We start from the raw sequence: 19,360 nt of genomic DNA, 5'->3' as shown, positions 1-19,360 counted from the left end.
CTATATTCGACTATATTCCTCATCGCAATTTTAATAAAAAGAAAGCATTATGAATCGCTATAGTGAAGTTCCAAAAGAAAATGATCATCAAGGTGCGGCAAACAGTCTTACTCCTAATAGAAATACTATTGGCAACACTTTTCAGTTGGCCGATAATCGTGTTTCGTCGTCAACTTTAACCAATACCAATATTTCCGTTAGACAGTTAAAATCTAATCAAGCGATTGCCAATTTTAACTCTAATGTTGTGCAATTGGGACGGATAAATTTCACCAAAGAGCAACGCGAAAAAAAATTAGCAGCAAATAAAAAGAGTAACGGAGGTTTTCATACCTGCACTAATTGTGGATTCCAACACAAAAAAATACACTATGCTACCTTTAAAGGAAGGAGAATGGGCGATGGACAATTTCACGTTGATCACATACAACCTGCATCAAAAGGCGGTAAAAATAACATGAGAAATGGCAGAATTTTTTGCGGAACATGCAATACATCAAGAGGAAACAGAGCAAATGTAGGAGTAACAGGTTTCAAGAAATATCATGCACTGCATAGAAAAAAAATTGCAAAAAATTATATGCGCAGACCAAGTAAGAAAAGAAGATAAAACTTAAATCTAGCAATAACTAATAGCAATTAAAATTGGTTTTTATGGAATATTCAACTCATAAAACGAAAACGCAATCTGCCGCAAATAGTTCTGACGAAAAAGTTATTCAAAATAAGGCAAGAGAACTTCAGGACAATCGTCCCGTTTCTGTTTTACAAAAAAAAGTCAATAATACTGGCTTGCCAGACAATTTAAAATCAGGCATAGAAAAGCTCTCTGGTCATTCTATGGATGATGTTAAAGTACATTATAACTCAGACAAACCTGCTCAACTTAATGCTCATGCCTATGCGCAAGGAACAAATATTCATCTAGCTTCCGGACAAGAAAAACATTTGCCTCATGAAGCCTGGCATGTGGTACAGCAAAAACAAGGGCGAGTAAAGCCTACTTTACAGATGAAAGGTAAAGTGAATGTAAATGATGACAAAGGTTTGGAAAAGGAGGCTGATGTTATGGGGGCTAAGGCTTTGCAGACAAAGCAAATAACCAAACCTTTTTTACTCTCTCAAAATCAACCAACTAAGACAACCGTTGCACAGCTCAATGAAGACGAAGAACATGGTTTGGTTCCACCTTCTACTCACGGTAGATCTCAAAGCTATAAATCACCTGCAGATCCAGCGTCTACCACTAAAGGGCATCATCATGCAGTTCCACGTAAAAATTTGACACGCTTTGAGCGAATGATAGACCGAATAGGAAGAATTCTTGCAACCAAAACCAATGTTCACGTTGCTGTAGCTTTGGATGATAATACACTTGTCTTGAGTGTCAATCAGGAAAGTTTAGAAGAGGAGAAAAAGTTAGCAGCAGTAGCTGCAAAACTCAAGAATATAATTCATGACGAAGATCCATTAGCTGGCTCTTCAGACAAAAGAATCACGGGACATAGACGCACCAAAGACATAGCCAAGACTAAAAATTTACTGGAAGGGGCATATACAAATGAAGAGACTGGAGTAGAAACTAACGAGGAAGTTTCATCACAGTTAAAACGATTGATGATAGCTATCAATGCAGGTGTAATTAATGGAGCCAAATACAATAGTGGCACTGCTGGTATCTATGTAGTTCCAACCTCTACAAATCCATCTGATAAAACTCAAAATATGCATGGTGAACTTAAAGTCACTGGAGCAATTCTGGAACGTCGTAAAAATGGCAAGTATAATGAAAAAGATGTGTATATAGGTGGTACTCTTGCTGACTGCTTTGCTTGCAATGCATCTCATAAAATTATGAATGAAGAAATTCGCAAGCAACTTAAAGATTGGAGTTTTTATTCTGGAGGTACACATGGAGGCTTGTTTGTAGGGTATCGAGCCAGTACAATTGTAGCTAAAAACAAAGCACGATTTCAAGAACTCACGGGTGAAGAAGTTATTGATGGAGACATACCTAAAGTAAATTCTATCGATAAAGAATCTCCTTCTTCACTAAACTATGATTCTGACTCTGAAGCAGAAGATGTAGTTGAATTATCTACCTATGCCAAACAACGTAATAAGCTTAATACTATTCAAAAAGACCTTAGAGCCAGTAGAAAAAAAATAAAACAATTTGATGCAGAAATACAGGCCGCAAATAGCCACCTTGACTCATTACGCCAGGAAATGCAAAAATTAACCCCTTATGTAAAAGAAGAAAGTTTCAAAAAGGAACTTGCACGAGCAGAACAGGAATATGAATCAGCTAAACAGGAAAGCATTCGCACAGAAAAACTTTTAAAGGATATGGAGCAAGAAGTTCAAAATGCCATAGAAAATTTAGAAAGTACTAAACAAAAAATCCTGAATGATATTGTCGTAGTAGGAACAAAAACCAGAAAACCTAAACCAGGAATACCAGTAACTTTTCGTGGAGATACGTTGACACAAACAGGCTGGGAGCCTGGTCAAAGTTTCAACGAACGTGCACTTAAAGACCTGAGTTCAAAATATGCTTATAAACAAGCATATGATAAAGCAAATGGTAAAGAGATTAAAGTACAATTGGAGCTAGCTAAAGCTGAATTTCAAAAGGCTGAAAAATCTGCAACTGACCTGAATCTTAAATTACTACATGCTAAAGCACCACTTGACCGTCTTGAAGTTTTACCTTTGGAAATTCAAAAAACAGAAGAAAATATAAAAAAAATACAGGCCGATCGAGAAATTACTCATCAGCATATAATTGGTAATGAAGATGAAAAAGTAAAAACAAAAGCTGATCAAAAACTTGCTGCAAATCATAGCAAAGTTAAAGCTGTTAAAGGCAAGCTTGATTGGCTTAATCAATCGGCTATTACTGCCGATCAAACAGATGGAGATTAATATCTAAAAGTAAAACCAACTCTTCTGATAAAAGGCAACAATAGAGCCATCAAATTACAACTATTTTAGAATTAAAAGGCTTCTTTTCTTCTAAACAAAAATTGATTTATCAACCTACAGTTTGTACTTTTGCCCGTATGAATGATAATTTTATAAATGAATACTTCGGCATAGGAATACAAAATGGTAAGACGCCAGAAAACTTAGGTGTTTTATGGCGATCAGCTCAAAACTTAGGGGCTACTTTTATATTTACCATTGGAAATCGATATGCCAAACAAGCCTGCGATACACACGACGCAGTAAAAGCAATTCCTTATTTTCATTACGATACGTTTGAAGCTTTTTTTGAGAACTTACCTAAAGGAGCAAGATTAGTTGGCGTTGAATTATCTGAAAAAGCTGCTGATCTGGAAACATTCGAACATCCTAGACGGTGTGTTTATATATTGGGCGCAGAAGATCATGGCTTATCCAAAAAAGTAATGGAAAAATGCCATCATTTAGTAAAGTTTAAATCGGAAAAAAGTTTGAATGTTGCCGTGGCAGGAACTATTGTTATGTACGATAGAAATTTGTCTAAACCGCGTTCTTAAAATAAAAAGTTTAAAATATGGAGAAGCATACATGTTAAGTTCACTTTCACAAAATAAATGCGTCACCTATTTTATTTTTATAACAATTCTTTCAAATTAATTTCTTTCAAACAAAGAATTAAATATCAGTGCTCTATTTTTCTTAGCAAAAGTGATCCAGATACAAAACTGTTGTTAGCAGAACATTGACCTGAAACTTTAATAGTTATTCGTTTTCCTTCGCCTAGAAATGAACTAGAAGCGGCAAAATTGACTGGTCTCCCATCATTATCTTTAACTGTATTTCCATCAACAGCTACTTCTATAAAATTTTGCTTGCATCCAATAAACTCTGAATTTACTGAAAATTGAAATTCTTGAGCTGTTTTCAAGTCTGCAACTAAAAGCTCTTTATTCAGCTCAGGTTTCGCTGCCCAAGTACTTGCAATAGCTTCGACAACTTGTTTCTGAATAATTTCCCATACTCCGATCGATACCGTGCTTACACCATTTTGCCTTAATTCAACTCGTTTACCTTCTACAACAACTCCTCCTCCTTCCATAAATCTTCTCGGCAACTCGATGCCATCAACTAATATAGTATAGTCATCAAATACATTATCAGCGCTCATTGTTCCATTAGTTATTCTATAAATCCGGCTAGAAACTGCCGAGTTACATATAATTGTAGTTTTATTTGGATTTACAGTACTCCATGCTCCTTTATAAAGGTTTATAGATGTCTGGGCACAAAGATTAATAGTACAGAACAAAATCAGTAAAAAAATATTTTTTTTCATTTTTAAATTTAAAACTATAAATTATTTATTATTTACGTTTGTGAGAGAACAAACAGTAATACAACACATAGGGTTCTGATTTCTAGGAAAGCTAAAAACTTCTCTTATTTCTCCAGGATATAATCGACATTGTGCTGTTTCACGACGCCATGAACCTTCGTATATCCATCTTCTTTCAATGGTAATAGTTGCATCAGTTTCAGAAAGATTATCTAAATAGTACCATGCATATTCTGCATTGCCTCTGTCTGTAATTTTAACTTGATTACTACATCCTGTACTATTACAAACAAATAAGCTTAAATCTTCATCAACTTTTTCTATTCCTAAATCCAAAAAATCTCTTGGAGGTATGGAAAATTCAGTTCCCTCATCATTAACATCATAATACTTACCTTTTAGTTTAGGGTCGTTTAAATCAATTTTTTTCATATTTTTTTGTTATCCGTTATTTTTTTACCTTAATCCCTCTTCAATATAATATCTAAGATTATCTAAATTTTCTATTAACTCAAGTAATCTTTTTTTTAAATAATTAAAGCCAATGCCAAATAAATACCTTTCTAATAGGCTATAGAAAATGTATAAGTTTCACTGAAAAATTATATGCATCTTTTAGCTAAAAGATTTTGATGAATTAAGAATTATAAAAAATAAATAATGCCTAGATTTCTTATTTTTTATAATAAAAATATAGTTTGCGATTAAAACCTTCACCTTGTTCTATTGCTATTCTAATGCTATTTTTATTTTTTATCTTATTAATAGCTGCACAAATAGTAGGAACAAAAAACTCGCCAGGTTCTATCTTAACCATTTCTGACAACCATTGACCAGTATCAACTGAATTATCATTTATTGATAAAACTTCATTTTGAATTTTCTCTGCTTGAAAATGTTTAATGTCATTGTGTTTCTCCTCAGGAAATGAAGCGTCACCTGTATAAAAAATCCAATATTCGTTCTTGACTGGCTCCACAAGAATAGCCGAATCTGGATTATGAATAACATCATTTAAAAGAAATCCTATCTTAAAAGGATTTGAAGTGAATAATGCAGAACGATATTCCGCAAACGAATTTGAAGCTATTTTTTCCATAATATTTTAGTATTTGTTTCTAAATTTTATTTATTACTCAATTTAAAGCTTTCACCCATAACAAATTATTGCACAACTAGTTACCAAAACACTTTCATAAAACTATTCTAATAATCTCGATCTACTTGCATAATCTAAACCATATGGAACGAAATAAACTTCTTAATCGGTGTGCCGTTAATTTCAATTAATTGGTTACTCCATACAAGTTGGTATAAACGTTTTAGATCTTCGATGTCAATGTCTGTTAGCTTGCTTTTGTCACCATAATTCATAATTGAAAAAGGACTATCCGTACCAAAAAGCTCACTTCTCCATCTACTTTCGGTTATGTTTGCAAAGAAATGTCTCAAACCAAAAATATGCCCCATTTCATGTATAATGGTCTCTATTTGCTCTTGATATGACTGATGAAACATAGTTGGATAAATGTAAAATGTATTCTGACCAGCACCAGGAAAGAAAGCTGAAGCTAATACACAACCTGTGTTATCACAATCTTCACGATGCATACTAATTTCAAAATCCCAAGCATCTCTAACTTCTCTAAATTTAACTGGACATGAATCTTTCCAAGCTAATATTGCTTCTCCAAAAAGTTTTCTTACTCCATGTTTAGCTGCTTCGGGATTTTTAAAATAGGTATCAAAAGATTTACTAAATCTCCAATTTAAGCTTACGCCTAAATCCCAAAGAGGTATAAATCCATCTGTAGCATCCACCCTAATTTTAGCTGGATCTTGATTATTTGGTTCGGCATATCCTTTAGAATCGGTTACACAAATTACTTTTTTGTTGTATATATGCCTAAATTCTTTAGCAGGCAAAAATGTAGTAGCATCTAAATCGAAAGCTGATTTTAATTCTGATTCTGTTGTTTTCATTTTAATATATTTTAGTTAGACCTTTACATAATCAATTTAAAATTATTATGATTTACTTTTTCCACTGTCTTTTAAAATCATCAGTTTATTGAATGAATTTTCCAAAAGTGAATCCTACATTAATTCCTACAAAATGATCTTTATTAACTTCTTTCCATACAACTTCAAAATTAACGGACGGTTTTTCATCTTTATCCTTTAAGCTAAATGGTATTCCCAATTTCCAATTCAAAGTATCGTATTCTCCAAAAGTTTTATCAACTCCTGAACTAAAACCAAATGTTCCTTCTAAAACAAAAAAGCTTACAAATTCAGCGCTCAAAGAGGGAGTTATAAATTGTTTAAAATCACCTCCATAAACAGTTTTATTATCTTCTATCAAAGAACTGTTATCCGGACTATATATAGGAAGAGTATATTTCGTAAGTGCTTCTGTTTCTATGTTATTATTATTTTTGACATTGCCAAATCCGCTGATATAACATGATTGTCCACTACTCCATTTCCAATATTTTGTAAAACCAGCAGTAATGTACCAAGGATAAAAATTTTCTTTTTTACTTTCCGTCGTCGATATATCAGGCAACAATTCATACTGACGTGGTGAGACAGGCATGTAGGTCTCAATAGAAATCCAATAATCAGTACTTAAGCTGTATAATCTAAATTTTCTCAAATAATCAATTTCTTCTTCCGCAATCTTTTTATAAAAATCTATTTCGGCTTTATTGTCCGATGGATTATCATAAATACTTTCATTGACCAGTTTCTCAATTACATTAACTCTAAAAGAATTTATTTTTTCTTCTTGTTGTTCATCCTCATAATAAATACTTCCATTCCATATGTAATGATACTTTAGACTAACCCCTAAATCATTTTGCAATTTTCCATTTTTATAAATTGCTGAAAAATCATCATCAACTTTTGCTTTAATTCCCGTGGTAATTAAATGACTAACAGCATCCGTTTCTTTATCTCGAGTATCAAATGTCCCGCCCAAAAACAAGGTTTTGTCAGCCGTATTTAAAACAGCATATGCTTTTTGAAAAGTAAGATCTTTTGAAGATGTCACATAACTTGATACTTCTGATGCAAAAAATGCATTTGATGCTGAAGGTGTTAATAATATTTTGTTGTTTTTATTACTTTTCTGCCTTACACGAGCATCTATGTAACTTGTGCTTGTTTCTAACTCTTTAAAAGAAATAATTTTAGGCACATATATACTCTTTTTAAACTTCTCATTATCAAAGTCATTAGATATTTTATGAGCATTATCGCTCTCTTCTTTTGGATCTCGAATAGCATCGTAGTATTTTTTAATCATGCTCTTCATGTAAGTCGAATCTTTTTGTCCAAACATTGCAAGACTAAAAAAAAATAGCACAATGAGAAATAAATTTTTCATAATTGGGGTCTTAAAGGGTTATTAATAGTTAGATAATCAATGAAATAAATATTGTCCATCGCATCGATAAAAAAATTAGTTTCTTTACTAGATTCAATAAAATATAGTAATGCGTAATTCAAGAAGTAACACTAAGTTTAACCATCAAATTTTAAATTCGTAAACTCAACATATTTCTATTCCGTTTCTACAAAGCATTATTTAGCACAATTATCAATGCTACTTTATCTATCCTAAAGAATTACATAGCTAAAATACAGTGTGAATGAAAATTGATTTCGGGGAGATTTCCGGTCAGGAAGGGGGAAAATTCCTGTTTTTTGAATTATAGCGAAATTAGCTGCAGGCGAACTGCTTCTAAAGCCATACCAACACGGCTTTTCACATTTAATTTAACAAAGATAGCTTCACGGTAACCATCAATTGTCTTTTCTGAAAGGCACATTTTCGAAGCGATTTCTTTATAAGTCATATCACTGCAAGCATGATGTAAGAATAACTGTTCGTTTGCTGATAATTTTAATTCCGCTTCATCATGACACAGCAATCGTCTAAGATTCTTGTTAATAGTATCGCTATTATAATAGCCATTATTATTGATCTCTGTTAATGCTTTATCCAATTCATTAGGGTGAATGTCTTTTAAAAGATAGGAGCAGCAGCCAGCCTTTATCATTTTTATGATAGTGCGATCATCATCTTTCATAGAAAGAGCAACAAGTTTTATATCAGGATATTTTTTTGATAGCAATAGAGCCGTTTCCTCTCCATTCATAATAGGCATATTGACATCAATCAGTATAATATGAGGAAGCAGTAACGTAATCTCTAATTGACTGAGAAGATCCTTTCCATTCAATGCCTCCATGATTACTTTTTTTCCATCAAAACCATCAATAAGCGTTGCCAAAGATCGCAAAAAAAGCTGCTGATCATCTGCTAGTGCAATAAGCAAATCCTGATTATTAGTCTCCATGGATGTTATATTAACAGTTTTAATATCGTTCCGCCACCTGAATTCTCAATCGACATGTATCCTCCAAGCAAACTTATTCTATCACGCATACTAGCAATACCTTGTCCATTTTCATTTTTATATGAAATTCCGACTCCGTTATCCTGTATCATCATACTAAACTGATTTGAGTAATCTAAAGTAATTGTTATAGATGTTGCATTGGCATGTTTCAAGATATTATTTAAACCTTCTTTGGCTATACGATACATTGTGAAAGAAGTTTTGGGATCAAGATTGGGTTTACCCGTTATATTAAGCAAAACAGAGTGAGTTCCAATATTTTTAATTAAAGTGAGATCATCATTTAATGCATTTTCAAGATTGAAGCTATGAAGATTTTCACTATATAGATGGTTGGAAATATTGCGAAGATCGACGATAGCTTTTGTTACAAGCTCAACTGTCTCATTAAGTTTTCCGCCAGATTCATCTTTTATCTTTTCTAATAAATGAAGATTGAGTTTAATGATAGACAATGTCTGACCTACGCCATCATGAATTTCTTGCGAAATTTCATGAAAAGCATTCTTTCGTTTTTCTTCTGCTAGAAGTATACTATTCTCTGCCAATTTTTTGAATGCTGAATTTTTTCCGCTTTCAAATACAAAAGAGACAAAAAACACAATTAGAATCAATCCAACTAAACAATTTATCGCTAGCGAATTCTTCCAATCTAAGTCATAATGTAATGGGAAAGCATATCCTAACCTATCAGAAATTCCAAAATATAACGCTATCCCCGAATTAATAAAAAGCCAAACTAGTCCTGTCTTTTTTCCATTCATAAGTAAGGCAACTACAGGTGATGTTGCAAGCCAAGGCAAAACAGGTGAATTTAGTCCTCCAGAGAAATAAATAGAAATAAAAACTGCTGATACACCAATTAAAACATAAAAATTAACAATAAATAAGAGAGAAACATTCCTCTTTATTGCAAAGACCAGCAACAAATGAAGTATAGCAGCGGCAATTAAACTTATGGTACCTTCACTCATTTTAATCGTTACAGTAATAAGCGCATAATCAAGGTCGAACAAAAAAGTAATTAAGATTATGTTCACTACCAACTTATATTTTAATAATATTTCTGGCAGTTCTTGCTTTTCTAAAGGAATAAAATATAAAGTTAGTCTTTTAAGCATCTCTATTTATTTTTTAAACAAATAAATAATGTAATTAATTAATTTTACCCACCACAATTCATGAGATTTCCATGATAATCCTTTTTTATACCTTCTTTTATCAAGATACTTTGAGAATAATAACCATTTAGGCTCATGAATATCCCATATTTTACAATACTTCGCTTTACTTCCGCTAACGTCTATAATGTTATTTGTTGCTCTGCGCGCAGCCTCATTAGCTCCTTCCATTGTCGCAAGATCTGTAAATGACCTAACATAATCTGAGGCTAAGAAAAGATTAGAAATTGAGGTGCGAGAATCATTGCGAATTGACCAAGTATTAATTTCATTAACCAACAACGGTTCTTCATTTTCAATCACTGTATTTGCACCATATGGCACAAACGTGTTTATATCACAGTTCGATTTTCTTTTTTCTTCATCAAAAAGATCTTCGCTAAATATTATTGAATCATCAATAAAAGCCATAAACAAGTTTTCATCTTCTAATATAGCTACTGGTGTATTGAAAGATATTTTTAGCTGGTACCAAACTTCGAGTATAACTTCACATTTATTACACTTATTTGCAGGTTTATTCACCAGCAATCCATTTTTTTCCCAATTGCTTACATCTACAGATATTATTCCCTTTACTTTACCATCGCCATAATCAGAAAGACTTACATTCCAGAATTGCGCTTGCGAAATTGCTGTTAACGACCAAGGGCTATCTGATAAAATGATATGCCCATCAACAATTTTTACGTCTTCTCTTAAATAAAACTGTATTCCATTCATCCATGCGACAGATTTTTTAAGTGTATCGGTAAATTTTAAATTGGGATCTAACTCTAATAAATGTCGTTGATTTAAAATTGGAGCTGCCCTTTCAACTGGGACTGCACAGATAAAATAGTCTGCTTCATGGCTCGATATCAAATCATCTTTTTTGATCTTAACAGATGCTATTTTTCTTTCTTTAACCTCAAAATCTATTGCTTCGCTTGCAAAATTAAAGCATACATTTTTTGATCTTAGGTAATCTAACCAAGGAGTAAGCCATTTCTCATTTGTTGGTCCTGACAAAATCCTATCGGTATGCCTTGTTGGATCCACCATATTGAACATTAATTGCACTAAAATATCTCCATTCGTTTTAGTGTTGCAAGTTTCGGCTTTTGCAGCAACTAAAGTTCTAGTAAGACCGTCAACAAAGACTGTCCTATAAGCTTCACTATGTACTGCTGCTTCAGTAAATTCCCACCATCCAGTACGCTCATACTCATTAAAGCGTCTATCTTTACAGCTTGTTAGTAGCTGCCATAATTTTAAAGCAATTAATTTTTTTTCTTCTTCGCTTAATCCTGTATCAAAGATTTTGATTTTTTCAAGTAAATCTCTAATTCCTTTTATTGAACGAGGCAGGTGGCTTGGTAAAACAATAGGAATTGTATTTGCTCTTGCCATCATCATATTTGGGCAGTCAACTAAGTTATCTGCAACGCATTTTTCATCTAAATCTCCCTTAAAAGGTATACGCTTCATTGTATCAATGATATGCTTGTAAAAACCAGGAAAAAAACGAAAACCATGTTCACCAGGTAATTCTTTACTTGGAGATGTTGCTGTACCATTTATTGGAATGCTTCTGGCTTTTCCACCACAAAGTTTTTCTTGGCGCTCAAATACAGTGACTTTAAATCCGCGCTCAACAAGTTCATGAGCGGCACTCATTCCTGCAACTCCACCGCCAATAATAATTACGTGTCTTTCATTCTCATTCATTTGGAGCGTTTTGTATGATTTTAGTCATGATTAAGTCAATTACACCAAAATCATTATTCAAGTAAATGTATTTCATTAAAATAAAATACAGTCACGTAAAAACACCTGATTATAACGCCCAAAATAATTTAGAATTCAAAAGAAAATAATTTATAGCTTTTTCTTCGATTAAAACTGTCTCAATTCTTTATTGCATTTTCAAATTTCTGAAATCTTGCTTCTAAATCCGTCAACTTTTTATTTTCCTGCTGCAATTCATAAATCTTTTTATTTTGTTGAATTACATAAAGAGTCAATTCTTCTATTTTCTTTAATAAAGACATATTCATTTCAGAAACCTTTATTCCGTTTTGCTCAAACTCTTTTGCTGAAGGGATTTCTGGCAAATGACTGTTCTCTTTAATATAATTTTCAACATCTTGAAGAGATCTCAAATTGTAATCTTCTTTAAAAACATAATCTGGTACAGGAATACTTGTATCAACTTTTACTTCTTTAGAATGGATAGTTCCATTTACGGTCAATCTTGCATCTGGATTTTCTGTACCTATTCCAACATTTCCAGCCGAATTCCAAATACTTCCTCCAGATAAATAAACATTTCCTTTAAATCTATTCTGATATGGAACTTCAACTGTTTTAATTCCGGTCATCGGCTCATCAACAACCGTCCATCCCTGAAACCAGCTACTAGTTTCCTGCATTCCTTGAGCGTAAGCACTTACAGTAAATCTCTGAAAATATGACTTATCGTTTATAAAAATTACCACTTTCCCATTTTCAACTGATAAAAATACTTGGGGTGTATAACTTCCTGAGGAAGACATTTTAGGCTCATAAAAATAATATGTAGAGCTGTCTTCAATATTTACCCCTGTGTACCATATGTAATATACTAGCATTAACCTTATTGGTTCACTACTTCCATAATTAAAACCAGAAATCGTTATTGTTGGCATTTGTGAATCTACTTTAAAAGGCAAATTGGTTTTTATCTTAACACCATTTACGGGAGTACCATTAATTGAATAATTTACAATATTGCTATAATTCTGAGCACTTCCAAACGCAACAGAAAGTAAGAAAAGAATAAGATAATATTTCTTCATATTTATGATTAGGTTTATTTTGTACTTTTAAGCAATTCATTTTCTTGTTTTAGCATAGAAATGTCTTTTTTCATTTCAATTACATACAAAGTCAATTCTTCTATTTTTTTCAATAAAGCCATGTTCATTTCAGAAACATTTATTCCGTTTTTCTCGAACTCTTTTGCTGAAGGAATTTCTGGCAAATGACTGTTCTCTTTAATATAATTTTCAACATCTTGCAGAGATCTCAAATTGTAATCTTCTTTAAAAACATAATCTGGAGCAGGAAAATTTAAATTTACTTTTACTTCACTTGAATGAATTGTTCCGTTTACTGTTAATAGTGCGTCTGGAGCTTTTGTACCAATTGAAACATAACCATTTCTATCAATACGCATTCTTTCAGAGCCATAAGTTCCAAAAATTATATTACCATTCATATCCGGAACTGTTGAATAACCAGACAGGTCAATAAATGATTTAACATATGAAGATGTTCCAGCTCCTGCAGATAATCTTAAAAAACCATCATCGTATGCATTTCCTGCTCCACTATATCCTCTAATTTCTCCATTTTCTAAAGTACCAGCCGTAATCAATGGTCTCTGTAAAGTATTACTAAGGCTGCCATTTATTGTTAAAGAGCCTGCAACCGATAATCTGCTTTCAGGAGTTTTTGTTCCGATACCAACATTTCCATTAGTAATAATACTCACTCTTTCTTCTCCATTAGTAGAAAAACCTAAAAAACCGCCATTTACAGACGCACCTCTATAAAATGAAATAAAGCCATTATTTTCAACATCATTGTATTTCAATCCAAGCCTAAATGATTCGGTATAAATAGGTTGCGTAAACAAAGACTTTGCATACAATGAAAAAGCAGCTTCGTTACTGTTGGCCAAAATAGTACCATACGAATTGTCTCCATTATTGACATGTAATTTTGCTTGTGGAGTAACGGTGCCAATTCCAATACTAGCATTTTCAGGATATGGAAATGTATTTTGAGAAAAACCTATTTGGAAAGATAAAAGCAGTAATAAAATTTTAAGTTTCATTGTTATTATTTTTTAGATGAATTTATTTCTCTTTTTAGTTCGATATTCTCTTTTTCAACTTTATCTAAACGTTTGTTTTGTTCTATTACATAAAGAGTCAATTCTTCTATTTTTTTTAATAAAGCCATGTTCATTTCAGAAACATTTATTCCGTTTTTCTCGAACTCTTTTGCTGAAGGAATTTCTGGTAAATGCTTATTTTTAATGATGTAATTTTCAACTTCTTCTAAAGATTTAAGCTGGTAATCATTTTCGAAAACATAATCTGGTGCTGGAACATTAAGATCCACTTTGATTTCGTTTGAATGAATTGTGCCTTTTACTGCTAATTTCGTATCTGGATTCTGTGTACCAATTCCAATATTACCTTTATTAATTGTTAAGTAAGTTTCAGCATTATTTCCCCATGACTGAATATTATCTAAAGGATCTCTTTCCCACCATGTTTTTGTATCGATATTTGGAGTTTGAAAAGAATTATCCACTGAGATTCCATCGTGAAGTCTTGACGCATACCAATTATTCAGACTCCCATCTCGATATGTCCATAATCTATTTATAATTGTATTTTCACCAACATTGCCACTTCTTTGACTTATTAACTGAAAGGAATTTATAGTTGCCCCCAATGCCGTAGGCTCGTAACTACTTATTGTACCATATACATCAAGTTTTACAGCTGGATTTGTATTTCCAATTCCAATATTACCATTTTGACTAATATGCATTCTGATCTGTGGCGCATTTCCACCAAAATCACTATTTGTTAAAAATTGCATGTAAGTATCAAAATTAGATCCTCTATAACTTCTAATAGCTGATGATCCTGCTGCAGCGAAATCCCAACTTAAATCTTGAGCTGAATTTGCGTTAGCAGGTGAATTTGGTCCCCAAATACTAATTGCTTTTAACGGAGTTGGATATCCATTTGGACCAGCTTGAACACTAAGTTTTGCTACTGGAGTTTGTGTACCAATACCAACATTATTATTAACAGAACTACCTTCTATTTGACCATTGGGAACATATAACTGTGCTTTAACGGATATAGAAAATATAATTGCAGTAACCAAAACCAGTTTGTTTTTCATTTTAAAGAATTTATTTTAATTGGTTTTCAATTTTGTTTAGTCGTTCAAATATTTCTTCAAACTTTTGCTTCTCTTTTTTTATTGTTTCGTTCTCTTTTTTCATCTCAATTATGTAAAGAGTCAATTCTTCTATCTTCTGCAAAAGCTTAGCATTCATTTCTCCCAAATTAATTCCATTTTTTAAAACTTCTTCTTCACTTGGAATATTTTCTAAATGTCCTTTTTCAGCGATGTGCTTTTCAACTTGTTCTAATGTTGGCAGATTGTACTCTTTTTTAAATACAAAATCTGACCAGCCTGACATATCTACTTTTACCTCTTTGGAATGGATTGTACCGTTAACATCTAATTTATTATTTGGACTTGTTTGCCCAATACCAACATTGCCATTATCCATTATAGTAAAACGATTATTGCATAATCCTCCTCCACAGCTTAAATTATCATACGCCCAAAATTGCAGACTATTTCCATACACTCCCGTCATATTATATATCATCCAAGTACTGGCAACTCCATTTCCGTTTTTGGAAGGATTTATCAATTGTATATGCCCGCCAGTTTCATTTGAAATTGAGCTAATAACTGCTCCTTGAAATATACCACTTCCATTTACATCTAATTTTTGCGACGGATTTAATGTCCCAATTCCAACAAAACCGCCGTTAGGTTGCAAATACATGCCGCTTTTGCCATATCTAAAACCACCGTCAATAATAATACCTGTTTCAAAAGCAATTTTAAGCTGTTGAAAATTGGGTAAAGACCAAGATCCACTAGTTCGATAAATGCCATAATCTAATGGCTCGGGTTTAAACCATGTGATTCCGTCTGGAACATCACGACCATCATTAACATTGTTAAAGTTTACAGAATTATGTAGTTCATATGTTTGCGAAGCTAAAAATTGAAAAAAGGCTAAGGCAATCCAAAGATATACTGTTTTTAATTTCATGATTTTCAATATAAAAATTTTGATCCAATACTTAATTAGTGTAATACGGTAGTATTTTTGTTTTTTAATTTTGTTTATCCTCTTTTAACAATTCAATTTCTTTATTCAATTTAATCACATATAAAGTCAACTCCTCAATCTTCTGTAAAAGCTTAGCATTCATTTCTCCCAGATTAATTCCATTTTCTAAAACCTCTTTTTCACTTGGAATATTTTTTAAATAGCCTTTTTCCGCAATATGCTTTTCAACTTCTTCCAATGTTGGCAGATTATATTCTTTTTTAAATACAAAATCTGACCAGCCTGTCATATCTACTTTAACTTCTTGCGAATGGATAGTCCCTTTAACATCTAGTTTATTAGTAGGATTAGTAACACCTATGCCAACATTACCAATAATATCAATAGTTACAGCAGGAAGTGCCGAAGCACTATTATAGCTTGTATTAAAAGTATATCCATGGTATGATGAGAAAATCATTTTATCTGCAAATGGAACACTTATCTTCGCAAAATCGCTCGTGACCCCAAAATATAAAATCGGATTATCCCCAGTTGTGTACCCTCCCGATGCCCCAGTAACAAATAAGTTCTCTTTTACCTTTGCATTTCCATTTACAACCAATTTTGCATCAGGATTAAAAAGCCCAATACCAACATTACCTAAATATGGTTGCATTACGATTGGTTTCCCCAACATATCATATATTAGAAGAGAATTTGCAACGCCATAACTTCTTAAATATGCATTATTGACATCTGAACTTAATTCGCTGTAATAAGAAGAATTAGTCTCTCTGAACATCGCAGTACCAATAACATCTAATTTACTTAGAGGATTTGTTGTTCCAATACCAACCTTACCATTCTCAGGAAAAGGATAAGTATTTTGTGCAAAATTTATTTGTGAAATAAACACAATAATTAATAAATAAATCTTTTTCATTTCACCATTTTTTTTCAATTTTCTCTATTCTTTTTTTCAAGCCTTCGTTTTCCTTTTTCATCTCAATTAAGTATAATGTCAACTCCTCAATCTTCTGCAAAAGCTTAGCATTCATTTCTCCTAAATTAATCCCATTTTCTAAAACCTCTTTTTCACTTGGAATATTTTTTAAATAGCCTTTTTCCGCAATATGCTTTTCAACTTCTTCCAATGTTGGCAAATTGTATTCTTTTTTAAACACAAAATCTGACCAGTCTTTCATGTCAACTTTTACTTCTTTGGAATGGATTGTGCCGTTTACATCAAGTTTATTAGTTGGACTAACGGTACCTATTCCAACATTTCCTGAATTCGAAATTATCATTCGATTATACCAATTATCTGTATAAGTCCCAAATGTTATTTCCTGTGATCCTCTAATTGCTAATATCTGCCCCACTTCTCTTGAAGTTAAATAATTAGTATCTCCCATATGTCCGAGAAGTATATTTCCATTATTTTGTAAATCACCTTGAATATGGAATTTAGCCTGAGGCTGATCTGTTCCAACACCTATATTTCCATTTGTATTTAAATGAAGCTGGTTTAAATTCTCGATGCCATTAATTTGAAATGTATGTATATCAATATTGGCATTCCAACCTTTGCTTACTATTTTACATAAACTATTAGTGTTTAAATCAAAAACTAAATTTGAGTTTAGTTTTTGTAAATGTAGAGTACCAGCTGGATTTGTGGTTCCAATTCCAACATCACCAGATGGCAATGGGAAAGTATTTTGAGCAAAATTTATTTGTGAAATAAATACAACCAAAAATATAATCTTCTTCATAATTTTATTTACTTTTTAATTTTTTAACTTCCTCTTCCAATTTTAATTGATTTATTTTTATCAGATTATTTTCTCTTTTCATTTCGTCATTTTCCTTCTTCATCTCAATCATGTACAATGTCATTTCCTCTATCTTTTGTAAAAGCTTAGCATTCATTTCACCAAGATTGATTCCACTTTTCAAAACCTCTTCTTCACTAGGAATGTTCTCTAAATGTCCTTTTTCAGCAATATGCTTTTCAACTTCATCTAAAGTTGGCAAAGCATAGTCTTTTTTAAATACAAAATCTGACCAGCCTGTCATATCTACTTTAACTTCTTTGGAGTGGATAGTCCCATTTACATCTAATTTGTTTTTTGGATTTCGTGTGCCAATGCCGACGTTGCCATCTCCTAAAATTCGCATCATTTCATTATTTCCTGTAGCGAAAGCAATATTCCCTGGAGCAACTCCTGAAGACTGGATTGTCATGGTTAATAAATCTTCTACTGGAGGCCATCCGCCGTCTAATCTTTTATTTGTTAAAAAACTTAAAACTTGGTCTTTATCTTTCAATGTTAATTTACTTTCAGGATTCAATTCACCAATACCCACGTTACCTTCGCTTGTTATATTAAAAAAATCGGTAGAATTATATCGCAAACTAAACATATAATTACTCGCTGCTGGATATCTTACTAAAGTCCATTGCCCAATTCCTGTTCCAGAATTCCCACTAACGGCTCCCAAAGCGACACTCGCATAACCTCCTGTTAGAGATGGCAATAGCCTTAAGTTCTCGTTATAATTTGAATTTGATGATTGTATTTTTACCGTACCAATAACATCCAGAGGAACATCTGGATTATTAGTTCCAATACCAACATTTCCTGAAGGTAACGGAAAAGTATTTTGAGCAAAACCTATCTGTATGGCAAATGCCATGAATATCAAAAAAATCTTTTTCATAAATTAAAAATTAGCAAATGGCATCTCCTCCATTAAGTTACATTGTTGTTATATTAGTTTCTATTTGTTATTTAAAGCAAAGGGGTTAAAAATTGTATTTACAACATTATACTCTTTAAAACATAAATATTCCTTCCATAAGTATAAAACAATACGGAATATTTGCAACACAAACTACTTACTAATCGCGCTAATATAAAAATGACTTAAGTAAAAACATTACGTCTTTCCTCATTTTACAACAATTATGTAAAGTCCTTTAACATAATCGGCGAAATGAAAATTTTTACACTCCTTTGTTTTTTTGCATTATAACTTCTACAAACAATTGATCTGTATTAGTTTTATAATTTCTCTTTTTTACAAAGTTTAAATGCTTAATATTTCCCAGCATTGGATTATTTTCAACTTTATTTAATAATGCCAGACAGCCATTAAAAGATCCTTCCAGAGAGAAAGTATAACTTGTGGTATTAAATCCTTTTTGTAAATTGATATGAGGTTCTTTAAAATCGACAATTTTTAAGTGGTAACTATCGCTATAAGAGGTCAATTGTTTTAGTAAATCATTTTGAAATGATTCTGATATTTTTACGTCATAATTATCCAAAATCTGATCCAATTGTTTTTCCTTCTGAACCAACTGAGCAATCAAATTTGGCATATTACTATCTGCAGCTATCTCTTCTTGCTTATTTTTATATTCGCGATAATATTGTATCGTATTTGAAATTGCAAAAGAGTAGCAAATATACAACACAATGCAAAAACCAATAACCAAAAGTTTATTTCTTTTGTTTAGCTTCAT

19 protein-coding genes are annotated in these 19,360 nt (G+C 32.2%); 3 read left to right on the top strand and 16 right to left on the bottom strand.

The genetic code is table 11. The annotated features are described in order from the left end of the window. The first annotated feature begins 49 nt into the window (after positions 1 to 49). From BLP44_RS15305 to BLP44_RS15295, 3 genes are all read left to right on the top strand, one after another. Positions 50 to 610, top strand: coding sequence for an HNH endonuclease (locus tag BLP44_RS15305; RefSeq protein WP_066034451.1), 561 nt, complete (start codon positions 50 to 52; stop codon positions 608 to 610). 44 nt (positions 611 to 654) lie between these two features. Then, positions 655 to 2,928, top strand: a complete 2,274-nt coding sequence (locus BLP44_RS15300) for an eCIS core domain-containing protein (protein WP_091134236.1) — start codon at positions 655 to 657, stop codon at positions 2,926 to 2,928. Between the two features lie 137 nt (positions 2,929 to 3,065). Continuing rightward, entirely contained in the window at positions 3,066 to 3,524 is a 459-nt protein-coding gene (locus BLP44_RS15295; protein ID WP_091134234.1) for an RNA methyltransferase, read from the top strand. Between the two features lie 125 nt (positions 3,525 to 3,649). Here the strand turns inward: BLP44_RS15295 and BLP44_RS15290 are convergent, their stop codons facing one another. From BLP44_RS15290 to BLP44_RS15215, 16 genes are all read right to left on the bottom strand, one after another. Next, on the bottom strand, positions 3,650 to 4,303 hold the full coding sequence (locus tag BLP44_RS15290; RefSeq protein ID WP_139159212.1) for a hypothetical protein: 654 nt from the start codon (positions 4,301 to 4,303) through the stop codon (positions 3,650 to 3,652). Positions 4,304 to 4,324: 21 nt separating this feature from the next. Then, positions 4,325 to 4,735: a hypothetical protein gene (locus BLP44_RS15285; protein ID WP_091134229.1), complete on the bottom strand. Its 411-nt coding sequence runs from the start codon at positions 4,733 to 4,735 to the stop codon at positions 4,325 to 4,327. Between the two features lie 241 nt (positions 4,736 to 4,976). After that, positions 4,977 to 5,402, bottom strand: coding sequence for a hypothetical protein (locus tag BLP44_RS15280; RefSeq protein WP_091134227.1), 426 nt, complete (start codon positions 5,400 to 5,402; stop codon positions 4,977 to 4,979). Positions 5,403 to 5,536: 134 nt separating this feature from the next. Continuing rightward, positions 5,537 to 6,286, bottom strand: coding sequence for a matrixin family metalloprotease (locus BLP44_RS15275; RefSeq protein WP_091134224.1), 750 nt, complete (start codon positions 6,284 to 6,286; stop codon positions 5,537 to 5,539). A gap of 85 nt (positions 6,287 to 6,371) precedes the next feature. Next, positions 6,372 to 7,697 carry a hypothetical protein gene (locus tag BLP44_RS15270; RefSeq protein WP_139159211.1) on the bottom strand — a complete coding sequence of 442 codons (1,326 nt, stop codon included), beginning with the start codon at positions 7,695 to 7,697 and terminating at the stop codon, positions 6,372 to 6,374. Positions 7,698 to 8,022: 325 nt separating this feature from the next. Further along, positions 8,023 to 8,673 carry a response regulator gene (locus tag BLP44_RS15265; RefSeq protein WP_091134219.1) on the bottom strand — a complete coding sequence of 217 codons (651 nt, stop codon included), beginning with the start codon at positions 8,671 to 8,673 and terminating at the stop codon, positions 8,023 to 8,025. Between the two features lie 5 nt (positions 8,674 to 8,678). Next, on the bottom strand, positions 8,679 to 9,857 hold the full coding sequence (locus BLP44_RS15260; protein ID WP_091134217.1) for a sensor histidine kinase: 1,179 nt from the start codon (positions 9,855 to 9,857) through the stop codon (positions 8,679 to 8,681). 6 nt (positions 9,858 to 9,863) lie between these two features. Further along, the gene (locus BLP44_RS15255) at positions 9,864 to 11,627 is read right to left on the bottom strand and encodes a hydroxysqualene dehydroxylase (protein ID WP_091134216.1); all 1,764 of its coding nucleotides are present in this window, start codon (positions 11,625 to 11,627) and stop codon (positions 9,864 to 9,866) included. A gap of 179 nt (positions 11,628 to 11,806) precedes the next feature. Next, positions 11,807 to 12,736 carry a tail fiber protein gene (locus BLP44_RS15250; RefSeq protein WP_091134214.1) on the bottom strand — a complete coding sequence of 310 codons (930 nt, stop codon included), beginning with the start codon at positions 12,734 to 12,736 and terminating at the stop codon, positions 11,807 to 11,809. A 14-nt stretch (positions 12,737 to 12,750) separates the two neighbouring features. Continuing rightward, the gene (locus BLP44_RS15245; RefSeq protein WP_091134212.1) at positions 12,751 to 13,779 is read right to left on the bottom strand and encodes a tail fiber protein; all 1,029 of its coding nucleotides are present in this window, start codon (positions 13,777 to 13,779) and stop codon (positions 12,751 to 12,753) included. Between the two features lie 5 nt (positions 13,780 to 13,784). Continuing rightward, positions 13,785 to 14,870, bottom strand: a complete 1,086-nt coding sequence (locus tag BLP44_RS15240; protein WP_091134210.1) for a hypothetical protein — start codon at positions 14,868 to 14,870, stop codon at positions 13,785 to 13,787. 10 nt (positions 14,871 to 14,880) lie between these two features. Then, the gene (locus BLP44_RS15235) at positions 14,881 to 15,825 is read right to left on the bottom strand and encodes a hypothetical protein (RefSeq protein ID WP_091134209.1); all 945 of its coding nucleotides are present in this window, start codon (positions 15,823 to 15,825) and stop codon (positions 14,881 to 14,883) included. A 64-nt stretch (positions 15,826 to 15,889) separates the two neighbouring features. Beyond that, positions 15,890 to 16,771, bottom strand: coding sequence for a hypothetical protein (locus BLP44_RS23175; protein WP_240628105.1), 882 nt, complete (start codon positions 16,769 to 16,771; stop codon positions 15,890 to 15,892). A gap of 1 nt (position 16,772) precedes the next feature. Continuing rightward, positions 16,773 to 17,603 carry a hypothetical protein gene (locus BLP44_RS15225; protein ID WP_091134206.1) on the bottom strand — a complete coding sequence of 277 codons (831 nt, stop codon included), beginning with the start codon at positions 17,601 to 17,603 and terminating at the stop codon, positions 16,773 to 16,775. A gap of 4 nt (positions 17,604 to 17,607) precedes the next feature. Beyond that, a complete protein-coding gene (locus BLP44_RS23170; RefSeq protein ID WP_240628106.1) occupies positions 17,608 to 18,552 on the bottom strand; it encodes an outer membrane protein in 945 nt (314 codons plus the stop codon). A gap of 286 nt (positions 18,553 to 18,838) precedes the next feature. Next, complete coding sequence (locus BLP44_RS15215) at positions 18,839 to 19,360, bottom strand: general secretion pathway protein (RefSeq protein ID WP_091134204.1); 522 nt, start codon at positions 19,358 to 19,360, stop codon at positions 18,839 to 18,841.

The sequence above is a fragment of the Flavobacterium anhuiense genome (assembly GCF_900101855.1).
GTDB lineage: Bacteria > Bacteroidota > Bacteroidia > Flavobacteriales > Flavobacteriaceae > Flavobacterium > Flavobacterium anhuiense.
The sequence above is the reverse complement of the archived record's forward strand: the minus strand, read 5'-3'. Positions and strand labels throughout refer to the sequence as shown.

What these genes read in the sequence shown, in the direction of transcription:
- BLP44_RS15225 (WP_091134206.1), bottom strand. Translation starts at nt 17,603, where the DNA reads ATGAAGAAGATTATATTTTTGGTTGTATTTATTTCACAAATAAATTTT.
- BLP44_RS15295 (WP_091134234.1), top strand. Translation starts at nt 3,066, where the DNA reads ATGAATGATAATTTTATAAATGAATACTTCGGCATAGGAATACAAAAT.
- BLP44_RS15300 (WP_091134236.1), top strand. Translation starts at nt 655, where the DNA reads ATGGAATATTCAACTCATAAAACGAAAACGCAATCTGCCGCAAATAGT.
- BLP44_RS15280 (WP_091134227.1), bottom strand. Translation starts at nt 5,402, where the DNA reads ATGGAAAAAATAGCTTCAAATTCGTTTGCGGAATATCGTTCTGCATTA.
- BLP44_RS15250 (WP_091134214.1), bottom strand. Translation starts at nt 12,736, where the DNA reads ATGAAGAAATATTATCTTATTCTTTTCTTACTTTCTGTTGCGTTTGGA.
- BLP44_RS15235 (WP_091134209.1), bottom strand. Translation starts at nt 15,825, where the DNA reads ATGAAATTAAAAACAGTATATCTTTGGATTGCCTTAGCCTTTTTTCAA.
- BLP44_RS23175 (WP_240628105.1), bottom strand. Translation starts at nt 16,771, where the DNA reads ATGAAAAAGATTTATTTATTAATTATTGTGTTTATTTCACAAATAAAT.
- BLP44_RS15245 (WP_091134212.1), bottom strand. Translation starts at nt 13,779, where the DNA reads ATGAAACTTAAAATTTTATTACTGCTTTTATCTTTCCAAATAGGTTTT.
- BLP44_RS15215 (WP_091134204.1), bottom strand. Translation starts at nt 19,360, where the DNA reads ATGAAGCTAAACAAAAGAAATAAACTTTTGGTTATTGGTTTTTGCATT.
- BLP44_RS15265 (WP_091134219.1), bottom strand. Translation starts at nt 8,673, where the DNA reads ATGGAGACTAATAATCAGGATTTGCTTATTGCACTAGCAGATGATCAG.
- BLP44_RS23170 (WP_240628106.1), bottom strand. Translation starts at nt 18,552, where the DNA reads ATGAAAAAGATTTTTTTGATATTCATGGCATTTGCCATACAGATAGGT.
- BLP44_RS15255 (WP_091134216.1), bottom strand. Translation starts at nt 11,627, where the DNA reads ATGAATGAGAATGAAAGACACGTAATTATTATTGGCGGTGGAGTTGCA.
- BLP44_RS15270 (WP_139159211.1), bottom strand. Translation starts at nt 7,697, where the DNA reads ATGAAAAATTTATTTCTCATTGTGCTATTTTTTTTTAGTCTTGCAATG.
- BLP44_RS15305 (WP_066034451.1), top strand. Translation starts at nt 50, where the DNA reads ATGAATCGCTATAGTGAAGTTCCAAAAGAAAATGATCATCAAGGTGCG.
- BLP44_RS15285 (WP_091134229.1), bottom strand. Translation starts at nt 4,735, where the DNA reads ATGAAAAAAATTGATTTAAACGACCCTAAACTAAAAGGTAAGTATTAT.
- BLP44_RS15260 (WP_091134217.1), bottom strand. Translation starts at nt 9,857, where the DNA reads ATGCTTAAAAGACTAACTTTATATTTTATTCCTTTAGAAAAGCAAGAA.
- BLP44_RS15275 (WP_091134224.1), bottom strand. Translation starts at nt 6,286, where the DNA reads ATGAAAACAACAGAATCAGAATTAAAATCAGCTTTCGATTTAGATGCT.
- BLP44_RS15240 (WP_091134210.1), bottom strand. Translation starts at nt 14,870, where the DNA reads ATGAAAAACAAACTGGTTTTGGTTACTGCAATTATATTTTCTATATCC.
- BLP44_RS15290 (WP_139159212.1), bottom strand. Translation starts at nt 4,303, where the DNA reads ATGAAAAAAAATATTTTTTTACTGATTTTGTTCTGTACTATTAATCTT.